The 22,064-nt window shown below is 63.7% G+C and carries 18 protein-coding genes and 1 tRNA gene; 18 read left to right on the forward strand and 1 reads right to left on the reverse strand.

The features are described 5' to 3' along the window. The coding region (locus ABZF37_RS01035; protein ID WP_372715819.1) for a molybdopterin-dependent oxidoreductase at positions 1 to 2,750 on the reverse strand (2,750 nt) is incomplete at its 3' end. A gap of 245 nt (positions 2,751 to 2,995) precedes the next feature. On the opposite strand from ABZF37_RS01035, the gene carA reads away from it, so the two are divergent. The 18 genes from carA (at position 2,996) to nuoH (ending at position 22,063) form a co-directional block, all read left to right on the forward strand. Beyond that, positions 2,996 to 4,123 carry a glutamine-hydrolyzing carbamoyl-phosphate synthase small subunit gene (gene carA / locus ABZF37_RS01040; RefSeq protein ID WP_372715821.1) on the forward strand — a complete coding sequence of 376 codons (1,128 nt, stop codon included), beginning with the start codon at positions 2,996 to 2,998 and terminating at the stop codon, positions 4,121 to 4,123. A gap of 8 nt (positions 4,124 to 4,131) precedes the next feature. After that, the gene (carB, locus tag ABZF37_RS01045) at positions 4,132 to 7,359 is read left to right on the forward strand and encodes a carbamoyl-phosphate synthase large subunit (protein WP_372715823.1); all 3,228 of its coding nucleotides are present in this window, start codon (positions 4,132 to 4,134) and stop codon (positions 7,357 to 7,359) included. Then, entirely contained in the window at positions 7,356 to 7,832 is a 477-nt protein-coding gene (gene greA, locus ABZF37_RS01050) for a transcription elongation factor GreA (protein ID WP_372715825.1), read from the forward strand. The genes carB and greA overlap by 4 nt, the downstream gene beginning before the upstream one ends. 24 nt (positions 7,833 to 7,856) lie before the next feature. Beyond that, positions 7,857 to 8,474: an RlmE family RNA methyltransferase gene (locus ABZF37_RS01055; protein ID WP_372715827.1), complete on the forward strand. Its 618-nt coding sequence runs from the start codon at positions 7,857 to 7,859 to the stop codon at positions 8,472 to 8,474. Positions 8,475 to 8,547: 73 nt separating this feature from the next. Continuing rightward, entirely contained in the window at positions 8,548 to 10,452 is a 1,905-nt protein-coding gene (gene ftsH, locus ABZF37_RS01060; RefSeq protein WP_372715898.1) for an ATP-dependent zinc metalloprotease FtsH, read from the forward strand. 46 nt (positions 10,453 to 10,498) lie between these two features. Next, positions 10,499 to 11,338, forward strand: a complete 840-nt coding sequence (folP, locus tag ABZF37_RS01065) for a dihydropteroate synthase (protein ID WP_372715829.1) — start codon at positions 10,499 to 10,501, stop codon at positions 11,336 to 11,338. Next, positions 11,328 to 12,674: a phosphoglucosamine mutase gene (gene glmM / locus ABZF37_RS01070; protein ID WP_372715831.1), complete on the forward strand. Its 1,347-nt coding sequence runs from the start codon at positions 11,328 to 11,330 to the stop codon at positions 12,672 to 12,674. The genes folP and glmM overlap by 11 nt, the downstream gene beginning before the upstream one ends. Before the next feature lie 137 nt (positions 12,675 to 12,811). After that, positions 12,812 to 13,558, forward strand: coding sequence for a triose-phosphate isomerase (gene tpiA, locus ABZF37_RS01075; RefSeq protein ID WP_372715833.1), 747 nt, complete (start codon positions 12,812 to 12,814; stop codon positions 13,556 to 13,558). Continuing rightward, positions 13,555 to 13,914: a preprotein translocase subunit SecG gene (secG, locus tag ABZF37_RS01080; protein WP_372715835.1), complete on the forward strand. Its 360-nt coding sequence runs from the start codon at positions 13,555 to 13,557 to the stop codon at positions 13,912 to 13,914. The genes tpiA and secG overlap by 4 nt, the downstream gene beginning before the upstream one ends. A gap of 5 nt (positions 13,915 to 13,919) precedes the next feature. Next, positions 13,920 to 14,004: transfer RNA gene (locus ABZF37_RS01085), tRNA-Leu, on the forward strand. Positions 14,005 to 14,102: 98 nt separating this feature from the next. Continuing rightward, entirely contained in the window at positions 14,103 to 14,465 is a 363-nt protein-coding gene (gene ndhC / locus ABZF37_RS01090) for an NADH-quinone oxidoreductase subunit A (protein WP_372715838.1), read from the forward strand. Further along, positions 14,435 to 14,932: an NADH-quinone oxidoreductase subunit B family protein gene (locus ABZF37_RS01095; RefSeq protein WP_372715840.1), complete on the forward strand. Its 498-nt coding sequence runs from the start codon at positions 14,435 to 14,437 to the stop codon at positions 14,930 to 14,932. Before ndhC ends, ABZF37_RS01095 begins: the two co-directional genes overlap by 31 nt. A gap of 4 nt (positions 14,933 to 14,936) precedes the next feature. Further along, complete coding sequence (locus tag ABZF37_RS01100) at positions 14,937 to 15,545, forward strand: NADH-quinone oxidoreductase subunit C (RefSeq protein ID WP_372715842.1); 609 nt, start codon at positions 14,937 to 14,939, stop codon at positions 15,543 to 15,545. 6 nt (positions 15,546 to 15,551) lie between these two features. After that, positions 15,552 to 16,805, forward strand: coding sequence for an NADH-quinone oxidoreductase subunit D (locus tag ABZF37_RS01105; protein ID WP_372715844.1), 1,254 nt, complete (start codon positions 15,552 to 15,554; stop codon positions 16,803 to 16,805). Further along, positions 16,802 to 17,299, forward strand: a complete 498-nt coding sequence (gene nuoE / locus ABZF37_RS01110; protein ID WP_372715846.1) for an NADH-quinone oxidoreductase subunit NuoE — start codon at positions 16,802 to 16,804, stop codon at positions 17,297 to 17,299. Before ABZF37_RS01105 ends, nuoE begins: the two co-directional genes overlap by 4 nt. Position 17,300: 1 nt before the next feature. Further along, positions 17,301 to 18,599 carry an NADH-quinone oxidoreductase subunit NuoF gene (gene nuoF / locus ABZF37_RS01115; RefSeq protein WP_372715848.1) on the forward strand — a complete coding sequence of 433 codons (1,299 nt, stop codon included), beginning with the start codon at positions 17,301 to 17,303 and terminating at the stop codon, positions 18,597 to 18,599. A 33-nt stretch (positions 18,600 to 18,632) separates the two neighbouring features. Beyond that, positions 18,633 to 21,008 carry an NADH-quinone oxidoreductase subunit NuoG gene (gene nuoG, locus ABZF37_RS01120; protein ID WP_372715850.1) on the forward strand — a complete coding sequence of 792 codons (2,376 nt, stop codon included), beginning with the start codon at positions 18,633 to 18,635 and terminating at the stop codon, positions 21,006 to 21,008. Beyond that, on the forward strand, positions 21,008 to 22,063 hold the full coding sequence (nuoH, locus tag ABZF37_RS01125) for an NADH-quinone oxidoreductase subunit NuoH (RefSeq protein WP_372715852.1): 1,056 nt from the start codon (positions 21,008 to 21,010) through the stop codon (positions 22,061 to 22,063). Before nuoG ends, nuoH begins: the two co-directional genes overlap by 1 nt. Position 22,064 lies beyond the last annotated feature (1 nt).

The raw sequence follows: 22,064 nt of genomic DNA on the forward strand, positions 1-22,064 counted from the left end.
GCCTGATTGGGCGCCACCGTGGGTGAGGTGCGCACCATGATGGTGAAGTCGGACATGTCGTTGTAGGCGTGCACCATCTCGCCGTCGGCGATGTCGCGGGATTCGGCCATCTTGTCGTTCATGTGCATCACCGGCTGGGCGCGGTGCATGCGCATCATCTGCGGCGAGGCATGGTGGATGGAGTGCACGCTGTGGCGAGGATGGCCGCCGGTCAGCACGAACGGGTAATCGCCGCCGATCTTGGGCGGTTCTTTGTGTGTCGGCAGTGCCTCGCCGGCCTCGATATACCAGGGGTGGTCGATGTAGAACTGCGCCCGGCGGGTGTAGGTGGGGTAGGCGGTCTTGTTGTCGACGTGCCAGCGCAGGCTGAAGAAGGGTTTCTTGGCGTCGTACTCGTTGGCCACCACATGTTTCATGAAGCCGTGGCCGTACCCCTGCTGGGGCAGCATGCCGGCTTTGCGGAAACTCTCGCGTGTGGTTTCGGGCGGGAAGATGCCGGTGGCGGCGCCGATCTTGACCATCTCCTCCACCACCTGCTCCTGGGTTTGCAGGTGGCCTTGCATGGTGTAGCGGCCCCACAGGGCGTCGTAGCGTTTGCTGCGACCGAGGCCATCGACGTAGGTGCTCAGCCCACGCTCGGTGGCGACCTCGCCGATACGCTTGGCCAGCGCGGCCAGGATTTCCCACTCGTTGCGCGACTCGCCCTGCGGCTCGACCGCTTTCTCGATGAATGCAAAGCGCGGGTTGTTGGTGATGGAGACCGTGATGTCTTCCTTTTCGTAATACCAGGCCGCCGGCAGCACGATGTCGCAGAACATGGCCGACGAGGACATGCGCGGGTCGATGGCGAACATCATCTTCAGCTTCGGGAACAGGTGCTTGGGGTACTGAATGGCGGCGCTGCGCACGCGCCGGATCGGGTTGCTGGCGGTCAGCATCATCACGCGCGGGGTTTTGTCCGGCGCCGGGCGGATCTGCTCGGGCTTCCACCAGCCTTTGTCGAGCGCTTCTTCCAGGTAGCTGCTGAAATTGCGCTTCAGGGCCGGGTCGCCCCAGGCCATGTTGTCGTACAGCTCCTTGTAGCCGGCGTGGTAATAGAGGAAAAACACCGGCGGCGAGGCGCCCAGTTCGGTGGTCATGGCCTTGATGACTTCGACCGAAATCAGCTCCTCGGTGATTTCCGGGTCGGCTTGCTTCATCTGCGCGGCCAGGGCCTGCTCCATGGCGCCAAACTGCTCAAGGCCGCCCTGGTCGATGGGTTTTTCGAGCAGCATCAGCAGCTCGACGTGATCGCCGGGAAATGCCCAGCAGTTCCAGCCGGTTCCCGGCTTGCCCCAGTTGCCGGTCAGGCCCATGGCCATGATCAGCGCCCGTTCCGCCAGGTCACCGTGGTAGATCTTGGCGGTGGTGAAGCCGATATACGAGCAGGTGCGCTTGGTGGCGACCTTTTTTGCCAGCTTGCGGATCAGACTGGCGTGGCAGCCGGATTTTTCCTGCGTCTTCTCGGGCGTGTATTCGGCGTCCAGGTGTGCCTTGACCTGGGCATAGACGGGCGTGACCTTGACCTCGTTGCCATCCGCCAGCTTGACCGTGTACACGCCGCTCAGGGCCGGGTCGCCGGCAAACGCCAGCGTGCCGCGGGGCGCTTTGGCGATAGCGCCGGCCTTGCTGTCGTACACGTAAAGCTGGTCCTCGCGACCGCTGCCGTCCACGTCGATCTGGCGCAGGAAACGGCCGCTGTCAGTGCGCACCAGCAGCGGCAGGTCGGTCTGCTCCTTGACGAAGGCCTGGTCGACCCAACCCTCGGCCATGATGACCTGGCTGATGCCCAGCCAGAACGCCGCATCGCAGCCCTGTTTGATCGGGACGTGGTAATCGGCGGTGATGGAGGTGGGGTTGTAGTCCGGCGCGATGGAGACGATTTCGGTGCCGTTGTAGCGGGCTTCGGTCAGAAAGTGATACACCGACGGCATGGTGTAGGACCAGTTCGAGCAGGTCAGGAAGATCAGCTCGGCATCGAACAGGTTGTCCGCGCTGTAGCCCAGGTGCTGTTTGCCGACGACGTCAAAGGTGCCTTTAAGGAAATCGCCGATCAGGATGTTCAGATCCGGGCTGGCCCCACCGAGCATGGACGTGAAGCGGTGCGAGCCGGCCCAGCCGACCGTACCCAGGTGCGCGTGAGGTGGGTCCAGCAGGAAGCCGTCGCCGCCCTGTTCTTCCAGGGCATCGACGATGGAACCGGCTACCTCGGTCAGTGCCTCGTCCCAGGAAATGCGCTCCCACTTGCCGGCGCCGCGCTCGCCGACCCGGCGCAACGGAAACTTGATGCGCTCGTCGCCGTAAAGGTTGGCGTGAAAGGAGCAGCCCTTCTGGCAGCCGAGCGGGTTGTAGTCCGGGTAGTTGGGGTTGCTGGCGTCGTTCTTGGCGGCTTGTTCCTCGCGCCAGACCATGCCGTCCTTGACGTAGACATGGAACGAGCAGCACCCGGGCAGGCACACGTTGGTATGCGAACCCCAGGTGACCTTGTCCCAGTTCCAGATTTGCCGGTACAGGTCTTCGGTGCTGCGGTAGGCGATTGGGTTCTCGGCGGCAAACGCCGATCGCACGAAACTCGGCGACACGGTGGTCGCAAGCTGGTTGAGGGACAGTGCCAGTGCCGCGCCGCCGCTGCCTTTCAGAAAGCCGCGACGAGAAACCGACAACCCGGGAGCCGGATTCTCGACCACTAACGTTGGTTCGACCTTACCCATGCTCCCTTCCTCCGTGATGGGCGGATTGCCGGTTTGGACTCTAGCGCGTCGCTCTCGCCGAGTAAACGTTCAATAAATCAGGGACGATTCGGAAGGGCAAATGGCAGGCACGAGCGAGCCAATAATGCTGGTCGCCACGTTGTCTACCCGGTAGAATGCCGGCCTTACCAGCATCTGTGGCGACGGGCGGCGGCAACGCTTCCCGCCTCTTTTGCTGCGCCCGATCCGAAGCCGCGGAGCCTGTCTTGCCCGAGCCTGCCCTCCTTGCCCTTGCCGATGGCACGCTGCTGCATGGCCTTGCCGTCGGCGCAAGCGGCCACGCCGTGGGCGAAGTGGTATTCAACACTGCCATGACCGGCTACCAGGAAATTCTCACGGATCCTTCATATAGCCGACAGATAGTCACGCTGACGTACCCGCACATCGGGAACGTCGGCTGCAACGCGCAGGATGAGGAATCGACCCAGGTCCACGCAGCAGGCCTGGTGATTCGCGATCTGCCACGTATCTACAGTAGCTGGCGAGCGAGCGAGCCGCTGGACGCCTACCTGCGGGCTCGCAATGTGGTGGCCATCGCCGGACTGGACACACGTGCACTGACCGGCCGCCTGCGGCGCGGCGGCGCGCAGGCCGGATGCATTGTTGCCGGACCGCAATGCGACGCCGAATTCGCCGTTTCGCAGGCTCGCGCTTTCGCAGGCCTGACAGGCATGGACCTGGCCCGGGTCGTCAGCACCGACACTGTTTACGAATGGACCGGCGGCGCCTGGACACCGGACGGGTTTGCCCCGTCACCGCCGCCCCGGTTCCGGGTGGTGGCCTACGACTTTGGCATCAAGCGCAACATCCTGCGCTGCCTGACCCAGGCGGGTTGCGCGGTGACCGTGGTGCCAGCCACGACGCCAGCGGCTGAGGTCTTTGCCTTGAAGCCGGACGGCGTGTTTCTGTCGAACGGGCCGGGTGATCCGCAGCCGTGTGACTACGCCATCACCGCGATTGCTGAATTCCTGGATCGTGGGCTGCCGCTGTTTGGCATCTGTCTGGGCCATCAGCTACTGGCGCTGGCGGGGGGCGCGCGCACGATCAAAATGAAATTCGGCCACCACGGGGCCAACCATCCGGTACTGGAAACGGCCTCCGGTCGGGTGTTGATCACCAGTCAGAACCATGGCTTTGCGGTGGATGAGGCGAGCCTGCCGGTCGGGTTGACGGTAACCCACCGTTCCCTGTTTGACGGTTCGCTGCAGGGCATTGCCCATGCCGACAAGCCGGCGTTTGGATTTCAGGGGCACCCTGAAGCCAGCCCTGGACCGCGCGACGCCGCGCATCTTTTCGAACGCTTTGCCGAGCTCATGGCCGCCCGTCTCGGCTGAGGATTCCCGTGCCCAAACGTACCGACATCAAGAGTATCCTGATCATCGGCGCCGGGCCGATCGTTATCGGGCAGGCCTGCGAGTTCGATTATTCCGGCGCGCAAGCCTGCAAGGCGCTGCGCGAGGAGGGTTACCGGGTGGTGCTGGTCAATTCCAACCCGGCCACCATCATGACCGATCCGGGCATGGCCGATGCCATTTACATCGAGCCTATCTCCTGGCCGGTGCTGGCGAAGATCATCGAGATCGAGCGCCCGGATGCCCTGCTTCCGACCATGGGCGGTCAGACGGCACTGAACTGCGCGCTCGACCTGGCGCGCGAGGGGGTGCTGGAGCGCTTCGGCGTACAGATGATTGGTGCCACCCGCGATGCCATTGACAAGGCCGAGGATCGCGAGCGGTTTCGCGAGGCGATGCGCCGCATCGGTCTTGGCACGCCGCGTTCGGCGATGGCCCATAGCATGGAAGAAGCCGTGCAGGTGCAGGCACAGATCGGCTTCCCGACCATCATCCGGCCGTCCTTCACCATGGGCGGCAGCGGCGGCGGTGTGGCCTATAACCGCGAGGAATTCGTCGCCATCTGCGAGCGCGGTCTCGATCTTTCGCCGACCGGCGAGTTGCTGATCGAGGAGTCCATCATCGGCTGGAAAGAGTTCGAGATGGAGGTGGTGCGTGACCGTAACGACAACTGCATCATCGTTTGCTCGATCGAGAACTTCGATGCCATGGGCGTGCACACCGGAGACTCGATCACGGTGGCGCCGGCCCAGACCCTGACCGACCGCGAATACCAGCTGATGCGGGACGCTTCGATTGCCGTGCTGCGTGAGATCGGTGTGGAGACCGGCGGCTCGAACGTGCAGTTCGCGGTGAACCCGAAGGACGGCCGGCTGGTGGTGATCGAGATGAACCCACGGGTGTCGCGTTCCTCGGCGCTGGCCTCCAAAGCCACCGGCTTTCCAATCGCCAAGGTCGCGGCCAAGCTCGCCGTCGGCTACACGCTGGATGAACTGAAGAACGAGATTACCGGCGGCGCCACGCCGGCGTCGTTCGAGCCAAGCATCGATTACGTGGTCACCAAGGTGCCGCGCTTCAACTTCGAGAAATTCCCGCAGGCGGACGCCACACTGACCATACAGATGAAGTCCGTGGGCGAGGTCATGGCCATCGGACGTAGCTTCCAGGAGTCGTTGCAAAAGGCGCTGCGCGGGCTTGAAACCGGCATCGACGGGCTAACGCCGTGCATCGATGCTGGCGCGCCGCAGGCGCTGGAAAACCTGCGCCAGCGGCTGCGCACGCCCGGGGCCGATCGCATCCGTTATATCGGCGACGCATTCCGGTGCGGGCTGCAACTGGACGAGGTGCAGGCCCTGACCGGTGTCGACCCGTGGTTCCTGGACCAGCTCGCCGAGTTGGTCGAGATCGAAACGGTCATTGCTGGAGCGAGTCTGGCTGCCGCCGACGCGCCGACCCTGCGGTCATGGAAGCGGCTTGGTTTCGCCGATAGCCGCATTGCCAGCCTGCTTGGCGCCAGCGAGGATGCGGTACGCCAGCGTCGCCGACAACTCGGCGTGCTGCCAGTTTATAAGCGGGTCGATTCCTGCGCCGCCGAGTTTCCGGCCACCACCGCGTACCTGTATTCGACCTACGAGCAGGAGTGCGAGGCGCAGCCTACTGACCGGCGTAAGGTCATGATCCTGGGCGGGGGGCCGAACCGCATTGGCCAGGGGATCGAGTTCGACTACTGCTGCGTCCATGCCGCGCTGGCCCTGCGTGAGGCGGGTTTCGAGACCATCATGGTCAACTGCAACCCGGAAACGGTTTCGACCGATTACGACACTGCCGACCGCCTGTATTTCGAACCACTGACGCTGGAAGACGTGCTCGAAATCGTCCGTGTCGAACAGCCCTGGGGCGTGATCGTGCAGTTCGGCGGGCAGACGCCGCTGAAGCTGGCGCGGGCGCTGCTCGCCGCTGGCGCGCCCATCATCGGTACCACGCCGGACGCGATCGACCGGGCCGAGGACCGTGAGCGCTTCCAGCAGGTGGTGGAGAAGCTTGGCCTGCGCCAGCCGGACAACCGCATGGCCGCCAATTTGGAACAGGCGCTCACGGCGGCGCAGCAGGTGGGCTATCCGCTGGTGATGCGCCCGTCGTATGTGCTGGGCGGCCGGGCCATGGAGATCGTCCACGACGAAGAGGGTCTGCGTCGGTACATGCTCGCTGCCAGCCATGTGTCGGCGGCTTCGCCGGTGCTGCTGGACCGTTTTCTGGACGATGCGCTGGAAGTCGATGTGGATGCGGTCTGCGACGGCAGCGAGGTGGTGATCGGTGGGGTCATGGAGCACATCGAGCAGGCCGGCGTGCATTCTGGCGACTCGGCTTGCTGCCTGCCACCGTTCAGCCTGGCGCCCGACGTTGTGGACGAGATGCGGCGCCAGACGGTATTGCTTGCGCGCGAGCTGGGCGTGGTCGGTCTGATGAACATTCAGTTCGCGGTTCAGGGCAGCGACGTGTACCTGCTGGAGGTTAACCCCCGTGCATCGCGCACGGTACCGTTTGTGTCCAAGGCGACCGCGGTGCCCCTGGCCAAGGTGGCGGCCAACTGTATGGTCGGTACCAGCCTCAAATCACAAAGCCACTGCCGCGAAGTGCTGCCGCCGTACTATTCGGTCAAGGAAGCGGTATTCCCGTTCGCCAAATTCCCCGGTGTCGACATCCTTCTGGGGCCGGAGATGAAATCCACAGGCGAGGTAATGGGCATCGGCCGCAGTTTTGGCGAGGCCTACGGCAAGGCGCAGCTTGCCGCGGGGAATCCGCTGCCCACGGGTGGGCGGGCCTTCATCAGCGTGCGCCAGGCGGACAAGAACGCGTTGCTGGTGCAAGTCGCTCAGGGGCTGCGAGACATCGGTTTTGAGCTTGTCGCCACTCATGGGACAGCTGCCTGGCTCGGGGACGCCGGTATTCCGTGTAGTGTCGTCAACAAGGTCAAGGAAGGTCGCCCGCACGTCGTGGATAGGATTACCAACGGCGATATTGCCTTTGTGCTGAATACCACGGACGGCAGGCAGGCCATCGTCGATTCGTTTGCCATTCGCGCCGCGGCATTGCGTTTCAAGGTGCCGCATACGACTACCCTGGCCGGTGCGCGGGCGACCTGCCTGGCGCTGCGGGCCGGCGGTGAGATCAAGGTTTACAGCCTGCACCAGTTACATAACGAGTTGATCAGCGCATGATCCGAGAACCTCTGACCGTCCACGGCGCGGCACAGCTGCAGCGCGAGCTCGACGAGCTGAAATCGGTGCAACGGCCCCGCGTGATCGCCGCGATCGCCGAGGCGCGCGCCCACGGCGATCTGAAAGAGAATGCCGAATACCATGCCGCCAAGGACCAACAGGGTTTCATCGAAGGTCGCATCAGCGAGATCGAGGACCGACTCGGACGTGCCGAGATCATCGACCCGGCGCGCTTGACCGCCGGTGGCACGGTGGTGTTCGGCGCCACCGTCAAGCTGGTCAACGTCGACAGCGACGCGGAAGTGACTTACCAGATCGTGGGCGTCGACGAAGCGGATATCAAGCAAGGCCTGTTGTCGTTCCGGGCACCGCTGGCGCGTGCCATGATTGGCCGCGCGGTCGGCGACTATGCGCTGGTGCCAGCGCCTGGCGGTGAGCAGACCTATGAGATTCTGGCGGTCGACTATCGCTGAGCTGGTGCCAGGGGCGTGGGCGCGATGAGCGGCCGGGGCTCCAGCCGCCGCTGGCTGGACCAGCATTTCGCGGACCCGTATGTGCGTCAGGCGCAGGCACTGGGATACCGGTCGCGTGCCAGTTTCAAATTACTGGAGATCAACAAGCGTGATCACCTGTTGCAGCCGGGGGCAACGGTGGTGGATCTGGGCGCCGCGCCGGGGGGCTGGTCGCAGGTGGCGGCGGCGGTAGTGGGCGCGCGCGGGCGGGTCGTGGCGCTGGATATGTTGAGCATGCCGCCATTGCCGGGTGTCGAGTTCACGCAAGGCGATTTCACCGACGACGCGGTGCTGGAACAGGTGCTGGCAGGTCTGCCAGGCGGCGCCGACCTTGTAATGTCGGATATGGCGCCCAACCTGTCCGGTGTGCGGGATGTCGACCAGGCGGCAACGTTATACCTGGCAGAACTGGCACTGGATTTTGCCGCTCGCGTGCTAAAACCACGCGGCATGTTGCTGGTCAAAAGCTTCGAAGGCGCCGGCAGTCAGGAACTTCGAGCGTTATTCGCGCAACGCTTCGCGCAGGTGCTGATACGCAAACCCGATGCGTCACGTGATCGCAGCCGCGAGCATTACTTAATCGGTCGCGGTAAGCTGCCGTAAACCTCACTGTCAATGGCAGCGAGCTCATCCCGCCGGCCCGACCGGCGTCTGGAGAATCTGATTCGTGAATCCCATGTCTCGCAACATCATCCTGTGGGTCGTCGTGGCGCTGGTGCTGATGGCCGTGTTCAACAGTTTTGGCTCCCGCAGCAGCGCCGAGCGCACGCTCGGCTATTCGGCGTTCATTGCCGAAGTCAAGAGCGGCCGCGTCGACCGGGTGGTGATTGAGGAAGGCAGCGTGCGCGGCATGACGACCAACGGCGAGAAGTTCGTCGTCTATACACCCGAAGATCCTCATCTGATTGACGATTTGCTGGCCAACAAGGTGGGTATCGAGGTGGCGGCACCGGATCGCCAAGGCCTGTTGATGCAGATATTCATCTCCTGGTTCCCGATGCTGCTGCTGATTGGCGTGTGGGTGTTTTTCATGCGCCAGATGCAGGGTGGCCCTGGCGGCAAGGGCGGCGTCATGCCGTTTGGAAAGAGTCGCGCGCGGATGCTTACCGAAGATCAGGTGCGCGTGACCTTTGCCGACGTGGCGGGCGTCGAGGAGGCCAAGGAAGAAGTCCACGAGTTGGTCGATTTCCTGCGCGACCCATCCAAGTTCCAACGCCTGGGCGGACACATCCCACGCGGGGTACTGATGGTCGGTTCGCCGGGTACCGGCAAGACCTTGCTGGCGCGGGCGATCGCCGGTGAGGCCAAGGTGCCGTTTTTCACCATTTCCGGATCGGACTTTGTCGAGCTTTTTGTCGGTGTGGGCGCCTCGCGCGTGCGTGACATGTTCGAACAGGCCAAAAAGCACGCGCCGTGCATTATTTTCATCGACGAAATCGACGCCGTCGGTCGCCATCGGGGTGCCGGCCTGGGTGGTGGGCACGATGAGCGGGAGCAGACCCTGAACCAGCTGCTGGTGGAGATGGATGGGTTCGAGGGGAATGAAGGCGTCATTGTCATCGCCGCCACCAATCGCCCCGATGTGCTGGACCCGGCATTGCTGCGACCGGGCCGTTTCGACCGACAGGTGGTGGTGCCGCTGCCGGACATACTGGGGCGCGCGCAGATCCTGAAAGTCCACATGAAGAAAGTCCCGCTAGCGGCTGATGTAGAGCCAGAAGTGGTCGCCCGTGGCACACCCGGTTTCTCCGGCGCTGACCTGGCGAATCTGGTGAACGAAGCGGCCCTGTTTGCGGCCCGCCAGGACAAGCGGGTGGTTGACCAGAACGACTTCGATCGGGCCAAGGACAAAATCATGATGGGCGTGGAACGCCGCTCCATGGTCATGAATGACGAGGAGAAGCGCCTGACCGCGTATCACGAGGCGGGTCACGCCATCGTCGGACTGTCCGTGCCCTCGCACGACCCCGTATACAAGGTCAGCATCATCCCGCGCGGGCGGGCGCTGGGCATCACCATGTTCCTGCCGTTGGAAGACCGCTACAGCCTGAGTCGGGAGCGGCTGGAAAGTCAGATTTGCAGCCTCTATGGTGGACGCCTGGCTGAAGAGCTGATCTTCGGCGCGGATGCCGTGACCACTGGCGCGTCCAACGACATCAAGCGCACTACCGAGATCGCACGCAATATGGTCACCCGATGGGGCATGTCGGTGCGACTGGGGCCCATGACTTTCGAAGAAGACGAGGGTGAAGTGTTCCTGGGGCGCAGCGTCACCCAGCACAAGAACGTATCGGATGACACCGCGGCGGCCATTGATGAGGAAGTCCGCGCCATCCTGGAGCGTAACTACGCCCGGGCCCGGGAGATCCTGAACGCTCGCATCGATACCCTGCACAGCATGGCCGATGCCCTGATCCGCTTCGAGACCATCGACAAGGATCAGATCGACGACATCATGGCCGGCCGCGCGCCCCGGCCTACGGTAGTGACCGCAGGCGATCGACCCGAACCACCGCCCACGCCAGAACCGGCCCCGGGCGATGGCGCAGACAGCGCGGACGGCGCGCCCAGTCTGCCGTAGCGAGTGGGACTGCCCGGGTAGCCGGGCAGTACACGTGCGCCAGCCGATGCTTGTGGACTGTGCTGGCAAACCGCTTGATCTTTCCCGGCCGGCGGTCATGGGTGTGCTTAACCTGACTCCGGACTCGTTCTCGTCCGACGGACTTGCCCACGATCTTGATGCGGCCTGTGCCAGGGCGCTGGCCATGCAGGCGGCAGGTGCCGCCGTGATAGACATTGGCGGCGAGTCCACACGTCCTGGCGCCACGCCCATCAGCGTGGTGGAGGAACTCGATCGCGTGCTGCCGGTGATCCAGTACCTGGCGCCGCGATTGCGGATACCGATATCCATCGATAGCCGGCAGCCACAGGTGATGCGCGCCGCGGTGGTGGCGGGCGCGGGGCTGATCAATGACATCGCCGCCCTGCGCATGCCAGGTGCATTGGCAGTGGCGGCTGAGCTTGCAGTGCCGGTGGTTCTCATGCATATGCAAGGCGAGCCAGGGACCATGCAGCAATCACCCCATTACGACAACGTGGTGGCCGACGTGGAGTCCTTTCTGGTGGGGCGCGTGGCGGCCTGCGAACAGGCAGGGATTTCGCGTCAGCGCTTGTTGTTGGACCCGGGTTTCGGATTTGGCAAGTCCGTCGCCCACAATATTGAGCTGTTGCGCGGCCTGCCGCGCCTGGCACGGCTTGGTTTGCCATTGCTGGTGGGCTTGTCACGCAAGTCCTTGATCGGTGCTGTTACCCGCGCGCCGGTGACGCAGCGCCTGGGTGGCAGCATCGCCCTGGCATTGCTGGCGGTGCAGCGCGGCGCCTGCATGCTTCGGGTCCACGATGTCGAGGCGACCGTGCAGGCGCTGGCCATGTTCGAAGCGGTAGAGAGGGGGGTGCATGACTGCTAGACGGTACTTTGGGACCGATGGCGTGCGTGGCACGGTCGGCGAGGGTTTTTTCACACCCGATTTCGTGCTGCGACTCGGTTGGGCGGCCGGCACCGTGTTGCGCGCCCAGGGACGCGGCGCGGTGGTGGTGGGCAAGGACACCCGCGTATCCGGTTACATGCTGGAGTCGGCCCTGGAAGCGGGTCTGTCCGCGGCCGGTATGGATTGCGTTCTGCTCGGCCCGATGCCAACACCCGCGGTGGCTTACCTGACTCGCACCTTTCATGCTCGCGCCGGAATCGTCATCAGTGCATCCCACAATGCCTATCCCGACAACGGCATCAAGCTGTTTGCAGCCAATGGCGAAAAACTGCCGGATGCGCTCGAAGCGCGCATAGAGGAGTGCCTTGGCCAGCCCCTGGTGATGGTGCCACCGACCGAGATCGGCAAGGCACGGCGCGCGGTCGATGCGGCCGGTCGCTACATCGAATTTTGCAAGAGGGCGATGCCGGATCATCTGGATCTGAGGGGGCTCAAGGTGGTCGTGGATGCCGCCAACGGCGCTGCCTATCAGGTGGCGCCGGCGGTATTCACCGAACTGGGAGCGAGCGTGACCGCCATCGGTGTCAGCCCGGATGGCTTCAACATCAACCGCGACTGCGGCTCGACCGCCCCACAGGCGCTACAGCGCGAGGTACTGGCGCAAGCAGCGGATATTGGCGTCGCCCTGGACGGCGACGCCGACCGTTTGATCCTGGTCGATGCCAGCGGCGAGCTGGTGGATGGCGACGAGATCCTGGGGTTGCTGGCGCTGGCCCGGCACAGAGTCGGTAGGCTTGGCGGTGGGGTCGTCGGTACGCTGATGAGCAACTTCGGCCTGGAGCGGGCACTGAGCGAAGCCGGCATCGCTTTTGCGCGGGCCAAGGTGGGCGATCGCCATGTCATGGAGCAGCTGCGCCAGCGTGGCTGGCAGCTCGGCGGCGAAACCTCGGGTCACGTCATTTCGCTGGACCGAAGCACCACCGGTGATGGTCTTATTACCGCATTACAAGTGCTGGCGGTGATGCGCGAAAGTGGTCTCCCATTGGGCGAGCTCAAGCGCTTCATGGTCAAGTATCCGCAGCGCCTGGTGAACGTGAAGCTGGTTGCCGGTTATGACCCGGATGCGTGTCCTATCGTGCAGCGGGCTGTGGAGGAGGCGCAGGCCGACCTGAGCGATCGCGGCCGGGTGCTGCTGCGCAAATCAGGCACCGAACCGCTGGTACGGGTGATGGTGGAGGGACAGGATGCCACGCAGGTCGATTTGCTGAGCGAACGCATCGCCGAACAGGTCCGGGTTGCCATGGCCACGCGCTAGGTCTGTGCAACCGGTAGCTGGTACTGGAGCTGCAAGACGCTCTTTGAAACGCTGCCGCGACAAACTCCGGGTTTGATTCTGAACGGTGCCCGCCGTTACCATGCGCCGCCTCATCCGCTGCGGTTGTCACATGTCTCATGCCCCACCCACTGCTCGTCGGTAACTGGAAAATGCACGGCAGTCGGTCGATGGCGGCCGATCTCCTGGCCGCGCTCAAGCTCGGTTCAGCGGGGTTGAAGGGTATCGACGTGGCGGTGTGTCCGCCGTTTCCATACTTGTCGGATGCCGCCAGTCTGTTGGCAGGTAGTTCTGTGTACCTGGGAGCGCAGGACGTGGCAGTGCACGAGTCCGGCGCCTTCACCGGCGAGGTGTCGGCGTCGATGCTGCGTGACGTTGGGTGCCGTTACGTGATCGTTGGCCATTCCGAACGCCGCAGTCTGTTTGGTGAGGACTGCGCGCTGGTAGCGCAGAAATTTCGCGCGGCTACGGCGCAGGGTTTAATTCCTATATTGTGCGTGGGTGAGCAGCTGTCCGAGCGCGCCGCCGACGACACGGAGACTGTGCTGGCTACCCAGATCGACGCAGTCCTGGAACTGTGCGGCGACAGCGCCCTGGCGCGCGCCGTGATCGCCTACGAACCGGTGTGGGCGATCGGTACCGGGCGCGTGGCGACGCCGGAGCAGGCGCAGGCAGTGCATCATTTTATTCGCGGCCGGGTGAGCCGAGCCGGTGACACGCCGACGCTTCTTTATGGCGGCAGTGTGAAGCCGCAGAACGCGGCCGGCCTGTTTGCACAGCCGGACGTTGACGGTGGCCTGATCGGCGGAGCCAGTTTGGCGGCGGATCAATTTCTCAGCATTTGTAAGGCGGCGTTATCCCAATGATGATTGTTTTGCTGGTCGTTCATGTGATTATTTGCGCCGCCCTGGTGGGCCTGGTGCTGATTCAGCAGGGGCAGGGCGCCGATGCCGGCGCGGCGTTTGGCAGCGGCGCCTCGCAGACTGTGTTCGGTAGCCGGGGTGCCGGTTCCTTCCTGACCCGCCTGACCGGGGCACTCGCCGCGGGTCTGTTTATCACCAGTATGGTGCTTGCTTATCTTGGTTCGAATGCCGGCCAGCCGACGAGCGTTACTGATAGACTAGCGCCCGCGTCGGCGACCCAGCCGGCAGCCCCGGCATTGCCGACACCACCCACCGGGGGCCAAGCCCCGGCCCCGGTGTCCGCACCGCCGGGCAACTGAATCGAGCCGATGTGGTGGAATTGGTAGACACGCCATCTTGAGGGGGTGGTGACGAAAGTCGTGTCGGTTCGAGTCCGACCATCGGCACCAGACGAAACGGCACCCATCAAGGAAACGGCGGGTGCCGTGAGCACGAAAAGCATGAACCCGGAACATTACCTCGACGCCTGGATCTGGAATCGCTAAGCATGCTGCTTCAATATCTTCCCATCGCCCTGCTGATGGCCGTGGGCGTGGCGATCGGTGCGATCGCCCTGGTGGCGGGTCGCTTCATCGGCCCCAACCGGCCTGACAAGGCCAAGCTTGCGCCGTACGAGTGCGGCTTTGAGGCCTTCGAAGATGCGCGCATGAAGTTCGATGTGCGCTACTACCTGGTAGCTATCCTGTTCATCATCTTCGATCTGGAAGTGGCGTTCCTGTTCCCGTGGGCCATTGGTCTCAGGCAGGGACTGATCGGCGGCTTCGGGTTTCTGGCCATGATGCTGTTCCTCGCCCTGCTGGTGGTCGGCTTCATCTACGAATGGAAGAAAGGGGCGCTGGAGTGGGAGTAGAGGCAGTTTCCGAGCGCGGCTTCCTGACCACCACCGTGGATCAGGTGGTCAACTGGAGCAAGACCGGATCGTTGTGGCCGGTGACCTTTGGTCTGGCGTGTTGTGCAGTGGAGATGATGCACGCGGGCGCTGCGCGCTATGACCTGGACCGTTTCGGAATCATTTTTCGGCCGAGTCCGCGTCAGTCGGACTTGATGATCGTGGCCGGGACCTTGGTCAACAAGATGGCCCCGGCGCTACGCAAGGTATATGACCAGATGGCCGAGCCGCGCTGGGTGCTGTCCATGGGCTCGTGCGCCAATGGCGGTGGTTATTACCATTACTCCTATGCGGTCGTGCGCGGCTGTGACCGTATCGTGCCGGTGGACGTCTACGTGCCGGGCTGTCCCCCGACCGCCGAGGCGTTGCTGTTCGGGCTGATTCAGCTGCAGAACAAGATCCGCCGCACCCACACCATCGCCCGCTGAAGCCATGACGTACAAGGCCGACACGCTGCTCGCGCGTCTGCGCGAAACGCTGGGCGGGCGGCTGCTGAGCAGCAGCGCGGATCCGGGGCATCAGCTGACCGTGGAAGTCGAAGCCGCGGCACTGCCTCAGGTTTGTCTGGAATTGCGCGACGATCCGCACCTGGCGTTTGACCAACTGATCGACGTCTGCGGCGTGGACTACGCCGATTACCCGGTGACCGGCGACCTTGCCCGCCCACGCTTTGCCGTGGTGCACCACCTGCTGTCGACCCCGAAGAACCATCGATTACGGTTGCGCGCCTATCTGGAACCAGAGTTCCCTCTGGTCGGTTCAGTGGTCGACGTATGGCCAGCCGCCAACTGGTTCGAGCGCGAGGCCTTTGATTTGTTCGGCATCGTATTCGATGGACATCCGGACCTGCGCCGCATCCTCACCGATTACGGCTTTGTCGGTCATCCGCTGCGCAAGGACTTTCCGCTGACCGGCGAGGTCGAGATGCGCTACGACCCGCAGCAGCTGCGTGTGGTGTATGAGCCTGTCAGCATCGAGAATCGCATTACCGTGCCGCGCGTGCTGCGCGACGATTTCCGCTACGAACACCCGGTCGAGTAAGCGATCATGGCGGAGATTCGCAACTACACGATGAACTTCGGCCCGCAGCATCCGGCCGCGCACGGGGTGCTGCGTCTGGTGCTGGAGATGGACGGTGAGGTGGTGCAGCGTGCCGACCCGCACATCGGGCTGCTGCACCGCGGCACCGAGAAGCTGGTCGAGAGCAAGCCGTACAATCATTCGATCGGCTACATGGATCGTCTCGATTACGTGTCCATGATGTGCAACGAGCACGCGTACGTCCTGGCCATCGAGCAACTGCTGGGGGTCAAGCCACCGGTAAGGGCGCAGTACATCCGCGTTCTGTTCGACGAAATCACGCGGATCCTGAACCACCTGATGTGGCTGGGCGCGCACGCGCTCGACATGGGCGCCATGACGGTCTTTCTGTATTGTTTTCGCGAGCGCGAAGACCTGATGGATTGCTACGAGGCGGTATCCGGCGCCCGCATGCACGCAACCTATTACCGTCCAGGCGGTGTCTATCGCGACCTGCCCGACAGCATGCCCAGGTACGAGCCGTCCAAGTGGCACGACGACAAGGCGGTCAAGGCCATGAACCGGGATCGCGAAGGCAGCATGCTCGATTTCATCGAGGCCTTCACGGAGCGTTTCCCCGGCTGTGTCGACGATTACGAATCATTGCTGACCACCAACCGCATCTGGAAGCAGCGCACCGTCGGCATCGGCGTGGTGAGTCCCGAGCGCGCGCTCGGGCTGGGCTTCACAGGCCCGATGTTGCGCGGTTCCGGGGTGGCGTGGGATCTACGCCGCAAGCAGCCGTACGAGGTCTATAACGAACTCGATTTTCAGGTGCCGGTCGGCGTCAACGGCGACTGCTACGACCGTTATCTGGTGCGCATTGCCGAGATGCGCCAGAGCAACCGCATTGTGCGCCAGTGTATTGACTGGCTGCGCGCCAATCCCGGTCCGGTAATGCTGGCGGATCACAAGATCACGCCGCCCTCGCGCACCGAGATGAAGGCCGATATGGAGGCCCTCATCCACCACTTCAAGCTGTTTACCGAAGGTTACGCCGTGCCTTTGGGGGAGGTGTATGCGGCCGTGGAAGCGCCCAAGGGCGAGTTTGGCGTGTACCTGATTTCCGACGGATCCAACAAGCCGTACCGGGTGAAGCTGCGCGCGCCGGGCTTCTCGCACCTGGCGGCCATCGATGAGATGGTGAGGGGTCACATGTTGTCCGACCTGGTGGCCATTATCGCTACCCTCGATATCGTGTTTGGCGAGATCGACCGATGACGCACGCCGACAAAAGCATCCTGTCCGCCCATGTGCGACACCAGATCGACCTGGCAGTGGCCAAGTTTCCGCCCGAGCAAAAGCGCTCCGCCGTGCTGACCGCGCTGCGCGAGGCGCAGCACCAGAACGGTGGATACCTGACCGTGGAGCTGATGGACGCAGTCGCCGCGTGCCTCGAACTCGCTCCCATGGACGTGTACGAAGTGGCGAGCTTCTATTCCATGTTCGAGACCGAGCCGGTTGGTCGGCACTCGGTTTCGGTCTGTACCAACATCTCCTGCATGTTGCGTGGCGCCGATGCGGTGGTCGAGCAAATCGAACGCAAACTGGGCGTCAAGCTCGGCCAGAGCACGCCGGACGGCAAGTTTTATCTGAAACCCGAGGAAGAGTGCCTGGCCGGCTGCTGCGGTGCGCCGATGATGCAGATCGACCATGTGTATTACGAGCACCTGACACCCGAGCGGGTCGATCAGATCCTGGACGCACTGGACTGACATGAGCGCCGAAGTCAAAGTCTGTTTCGAGACCCTTGGCGAGCCCGAACCGTGGTCGTTCGATACGTACACCCGCCTGGGTGGCTACAGTGCCTGGCGGCGCATCCTGTCCGGCGAGCTCAGCCCCGAACAGGTGCTGGAAGAGGTGAAGGCTTCGGGGCTGCGCGGGCGCGGCGGGGCGGGTTTCCCGACCGGTCTGAAGTGGTCGTTCATGCCGCGCACGGCCCCGGGTCAAAAGTATCTGGTGTGCAACGCCGATGAGTCCGAGCCGGGCACCTGCAAGGATCGGGACATCATTCGCTTTAATCCGCATTCCCTGGTCGAGGGCATGGCTATCGGCGCGTACGCCATGGGCGCGACCGTGGGTTACTGCTACCTGCGCGGCGAGTGGCTGGACGAGGTGGCGATGCGCTTCGACACGGCGCTGAAGGAAGCCCACGCGGCGGGTTTGCTGGGTCGCAACATTCAGGGGTCCGGCATCGATTTTGACCTGCACAGCACGCTGGGCGCCGGTGCCTACATCTGCGGCGAGGAAACGGCGCTGCTGGAGTCGCTTGAGGGCAAGAAAGGCCTGCCGCGTTTCAAGCCCCCGTTCCCAGCGGCGTTCGGCCTGTACGGCAAACCCACCACCATCAATAACGTCGAGTCCCTGGCCTCGGTGCCGATCATCCTGCGCAAGGGCGCCGCGTGGTTCGCCGAAATGGGCGTCGAGCGCGCCGGTGGCAGCAAGATTTTTTCGGTTTCCGGCCATGTTGCCAAGCCGGGCAATTACGAGGTTCGTCTTGGAACACCGTTCCGGGAGCTGCTGGAACTGGCCGGTGGCGTATGGCAAGGCCGACAACTGAAGGCGGTCATCCCCGGCGGTTCATCGGTGCCGGTGCTGCCGGCCGCCACCATGCTGGAAGCCAACATGGACTACGACTCCATTGCCAAGGCCGGGTCCCTGCTGGGTTCCGGCGCGGTGGTGGTGATGGATGAAACCACCGACATGGTGCGCATGCTCCAGCGCATTTCGCGGTTCTATTTTGCGGAATCATGCGGCCAGTGCACGCCGTGCCGGGAGGGCACCGGCTGGCTTTACCGAGTGGTGACGCGCATCGTCGAGGGCGACGGGAGGCCAGAGGATCTCGAACTGTTGGAGAGCGTCGCCGGTAATATCGCCGGGCGCACCATCTGCGCACTCGGCGACGCGGCGGCCATGCCGGTGCAGGGCATGCTGCGCCACTTCCGCCACGAATTTGCTTACTACATCGAACATAAACGCAGCCTGGTCGGTGACCGGCTGGGCGCCGCGGCGTGAGCGTCGGCGCATGCAAGAAAGGCGCGCAGTTGCATGAGTGACGACCTTCTGAACGTCGAGATCAACGGCCGTGCGCTGCAGGTGCGCAAGGGGCAGATGATCATCCAGGCCGCCGATGCCGCTGGCGTTACCGTCCCCCGCTTCTGTTACCACGAGAAGCTGAGCATCGCGGCCAACTGCCGCATGTGCCTGGTGGAAGTGGAGAAAATGCCCAAGCCGGTGCCGGCCTGTGCGACGCCTCTGGCCGAGGGGATGAAGATCTTCACCAAATCGCCGAAGGCGTTGCAGTCGCAGCGCGCGGTGATGGAGTTCCTGCTCATCAATCATCCGCTGGACTGCCCGATTTGCGATGAAGGCGGCGAGTGTGAGCTGCAGGACACCGCGCTCGGATTTGGCAAGGTTGAGGCGCGTTACACCGAAGCCAAGCGGGTGGTCGACGACAAGGACATCGGACCCCTGATCCAGACCGAGATGACGCGCTGCATTCATTGCACGCGCTGCGTGCGGTTCGGGGAGGAGATCGCCGGGGTCAAGGAACTGGGCGCGACCGGTCGCGGCGAGTTCATGCGTATCGGCACTTACATCGAACAGGCGATGCAGTCCGAGCTGTCCGGCAACGTGGTCGATCTGTGCCCGGTTGGCGCGCTTACCAACAAGCCGTATCGGTTCACCGCACGGGCCTGGGAACTCGATCGTCGTCCCGGCGTGAGCCCACACGATTGCATCGGCAGCAATCTCGAAATCAATGTCGCCAATGGCAGCGTCAAGCGGGTGCTGCCCAGAGCCAACGAGGCGGTCAACGAAATCTGGCTGTCGGACCGCGATCGTTACTCCTATCTTGGTCTGCATAGCCCTCAGCGGCTGAGCCGGCCGCTGATGAGAAAGGGCGACCAGTGGCACGAGGCCAGCTGGCCAGAAGCGCTGGCCGCCGCCGCCGAAGGCTTACAGGCCGTACTCAAGGAGTATGGTCCGGCCCAGCTGGGTGCCTTGCTGGCGCCAACGCTGACGATTGAGGAGCTGTATCTGGCGCAAAAACTTATGCGCAGCCTGGGTTCCGATAATGTCGATCATCGCCTGCGACAGTGGGATTTCACTGCCGACGCCAGCTTGCCACTGCACCCCGGTCTGGCGTCGATTGCTGCGTTGGAGAAGGTTCCTGCGTTCGTCTTGATCGGCAGTAACCTGCGCAAGGACCAGCCCCTGTTGAACACCCGGCTGCGCCGTGCGGTGATCAAGGGCGGCGCTGTCGGCTACGCCATTAACGCCTACGAGTACGACTTCAACTATCCCCTGCGGGGCGTGATGGTGCGAGATCCGGCCGGCATGGTGGCCGAGCTGGCTGGAATCGCGGTGGCACTGTTCGACGGCGCCGCCGTGCCGGCGCAGTGGACTGCGCGACTGGCCAGCGTGGCCGCCACACCCGGGCAAAAGGAGCTCGCCGCGACCCTGCGCAAGCACCCGGGGGCCGTGTTGCTGCTGGGCGACCAGGCTATGGCGAGCCCGTATTACGGCGCCCTGCGTGCCCTGGCGGGCCTGATTGCCGGGCAGACTGGCGCCACCGTGGGCGAACTCAGCGCCGGTGGTAATGGCGTTGGCGCCTGGTTGGCGGGTGCTGTGCCGCATCGTCGCGCGGGCGGCGGCCATCCGCATCAAAGTGGGCTCAATGCGCGTGCCATGCTGGAGCAGCATTTGCAGGCGTATGTCGTGGCCGGCTGTGAACCGGAATTTGACTGCGCAGACGGCGCCGCGGCGCTGGTGGCGCTGGACGCCGCCCAGTGTGTGGTGGTGCTCAGTTCGTTTGTCACCGACGCCATGCGCGGCTACGCCGACATCATTCTGCCCCTTGCGACATTTACCGAAACCGGTGGCAGTTATGTGAATGTCGAGGGCCGCTGGCAGTCCTTCGAGGGCGCGCTCAAGCCGCTTGGTGAGGCGCGACCGGGATGGAAGATCCTCAGAGTGCTGGCCAATCTGCTCGACCTGCCTGGCTTTGAGCAGGACGACGTGGCGGCGGTGCGGGCTGAACTGCAAACGAGCGTGGATGCCAGTGAGTTTTCGCCTGGCGCAGGGGAGGCGACGGAGGTGGCCTGGCCGGCGTTGGCGTCCGGACTGACGCGTGTGGGCGATGTGTCCTGTTACCGCGCCGACGCGCTGGTTCGACGGGCTGGCGCTTTGCAGCAACGGGCCGACAATCCGGCCGCTGCGGCCTATATCAATGACGCGGAAGCTGCGCGCCTTGGTCTTGCCGCGGGCGACCGGGTCCGGGCGAGTCAGGGTGAGGTCGTGCTCGAACTGGTCGTTGCACGCGATGGCCGCGTGGCCGACGGCACAGTGCGTATCCCGGCGGCGCTTGAGGCCACGCAGGCTTTCGGCCCCGCCTACGGGCCGCTGAGCCTGGAGCGCATCTAGTGGAATCGCTTGTCCTGTTCTGGCAATCGCTGCCCGAGGCGCTGCGCCTGGTCCTGTGGAATCTGCTCAAGATCGGCGTGGTGGTGCTGCCGCTGCTGGCGGCGGTGGCCTGGCTGACCTTTGCCGAACGCAAGGTGATCGGCTATATGCAGTTGCGCATCGGTCCGAACCGGGTTGGGCCACGGGGCTGGTTGCAGCCAATCGCCGATGCGCTCAAGCTCCTGACCAAGGAAATACTGGTGCCGGTGCGCGCCAATCCGTTCCTGTTTTATCTGGCACCGGTGCTGGTGCTTGCGCCCGCGCTCGCCGCCTGGGCAGTGGTGCCGTTTGGCGCCGGCTTGGCGATCGCCGACATCGATGTTGGCCTGTTGTACGTGCTGGCCATTACCTCCATGGGTGTGTACGGGGTCATCCTGGCCGGGTGGGCCTCCAACTCCCGCTACGCGTTCCTGGGCGCGATGCGCTCGGCGGCGCAGATCGTCGCCTATGAAATTGCCATGGGCTTTGCGGTGGTCGTGGTGTTGCTGGCGGCCGGCAGTCTTAACTTGCAGAAGATCGTGATGGCGCAAAGCGGTAGCTTTCTGACCTGGTTCTGGCTGCCGCTGTTACCCGTGGCGGTGATCTATTTCGTGTCGGCGGTGGCGGAGACCAACCGTGCCCCGTTTGACGTGGCCGAGGGGGAGTCCGAGATCGTCGCCGGGTTTCATGTCGAGTATTCCGGCATGAGTTTCGCGGTATTTTTCCTGGCCGAATACGCCAACATGATTCTGGTGTCCACTCTGGCGGCGACCATGTTCATGGGCGGCTGGCTGTCGCCGTTTGAAGGGATACCGCTGCTGGAACCAGCCTTTGCCTGGGTGCCCGCGCCGTTGTGGTTGATTGCCAAGGTCGCGTTCCTGCTGTTCTGTTTCTTGTGGTTTCGGGCCACGTTTCCACGCTATCGCTACGACCAGATCATGCGTCTGGGCTGGAAGGTGTTCATCCCGCTGACCATCGTCTGGCTGGTGGTGGTGGCAACCGCCGTGCTGTACCGCCTGCCGCCGTGGTTCGATTGAG

Origin of the sequence: Immundisolibacter sp. (assembly GCF_041601295.1) — a bacterium.
Classification (GTDB): domain Bacteria; phylum Pseudomonadota; class Gammaproteobacteria; order Immundisolibacterales; family Immundisolibacteraceae; genus Immundisolibacter.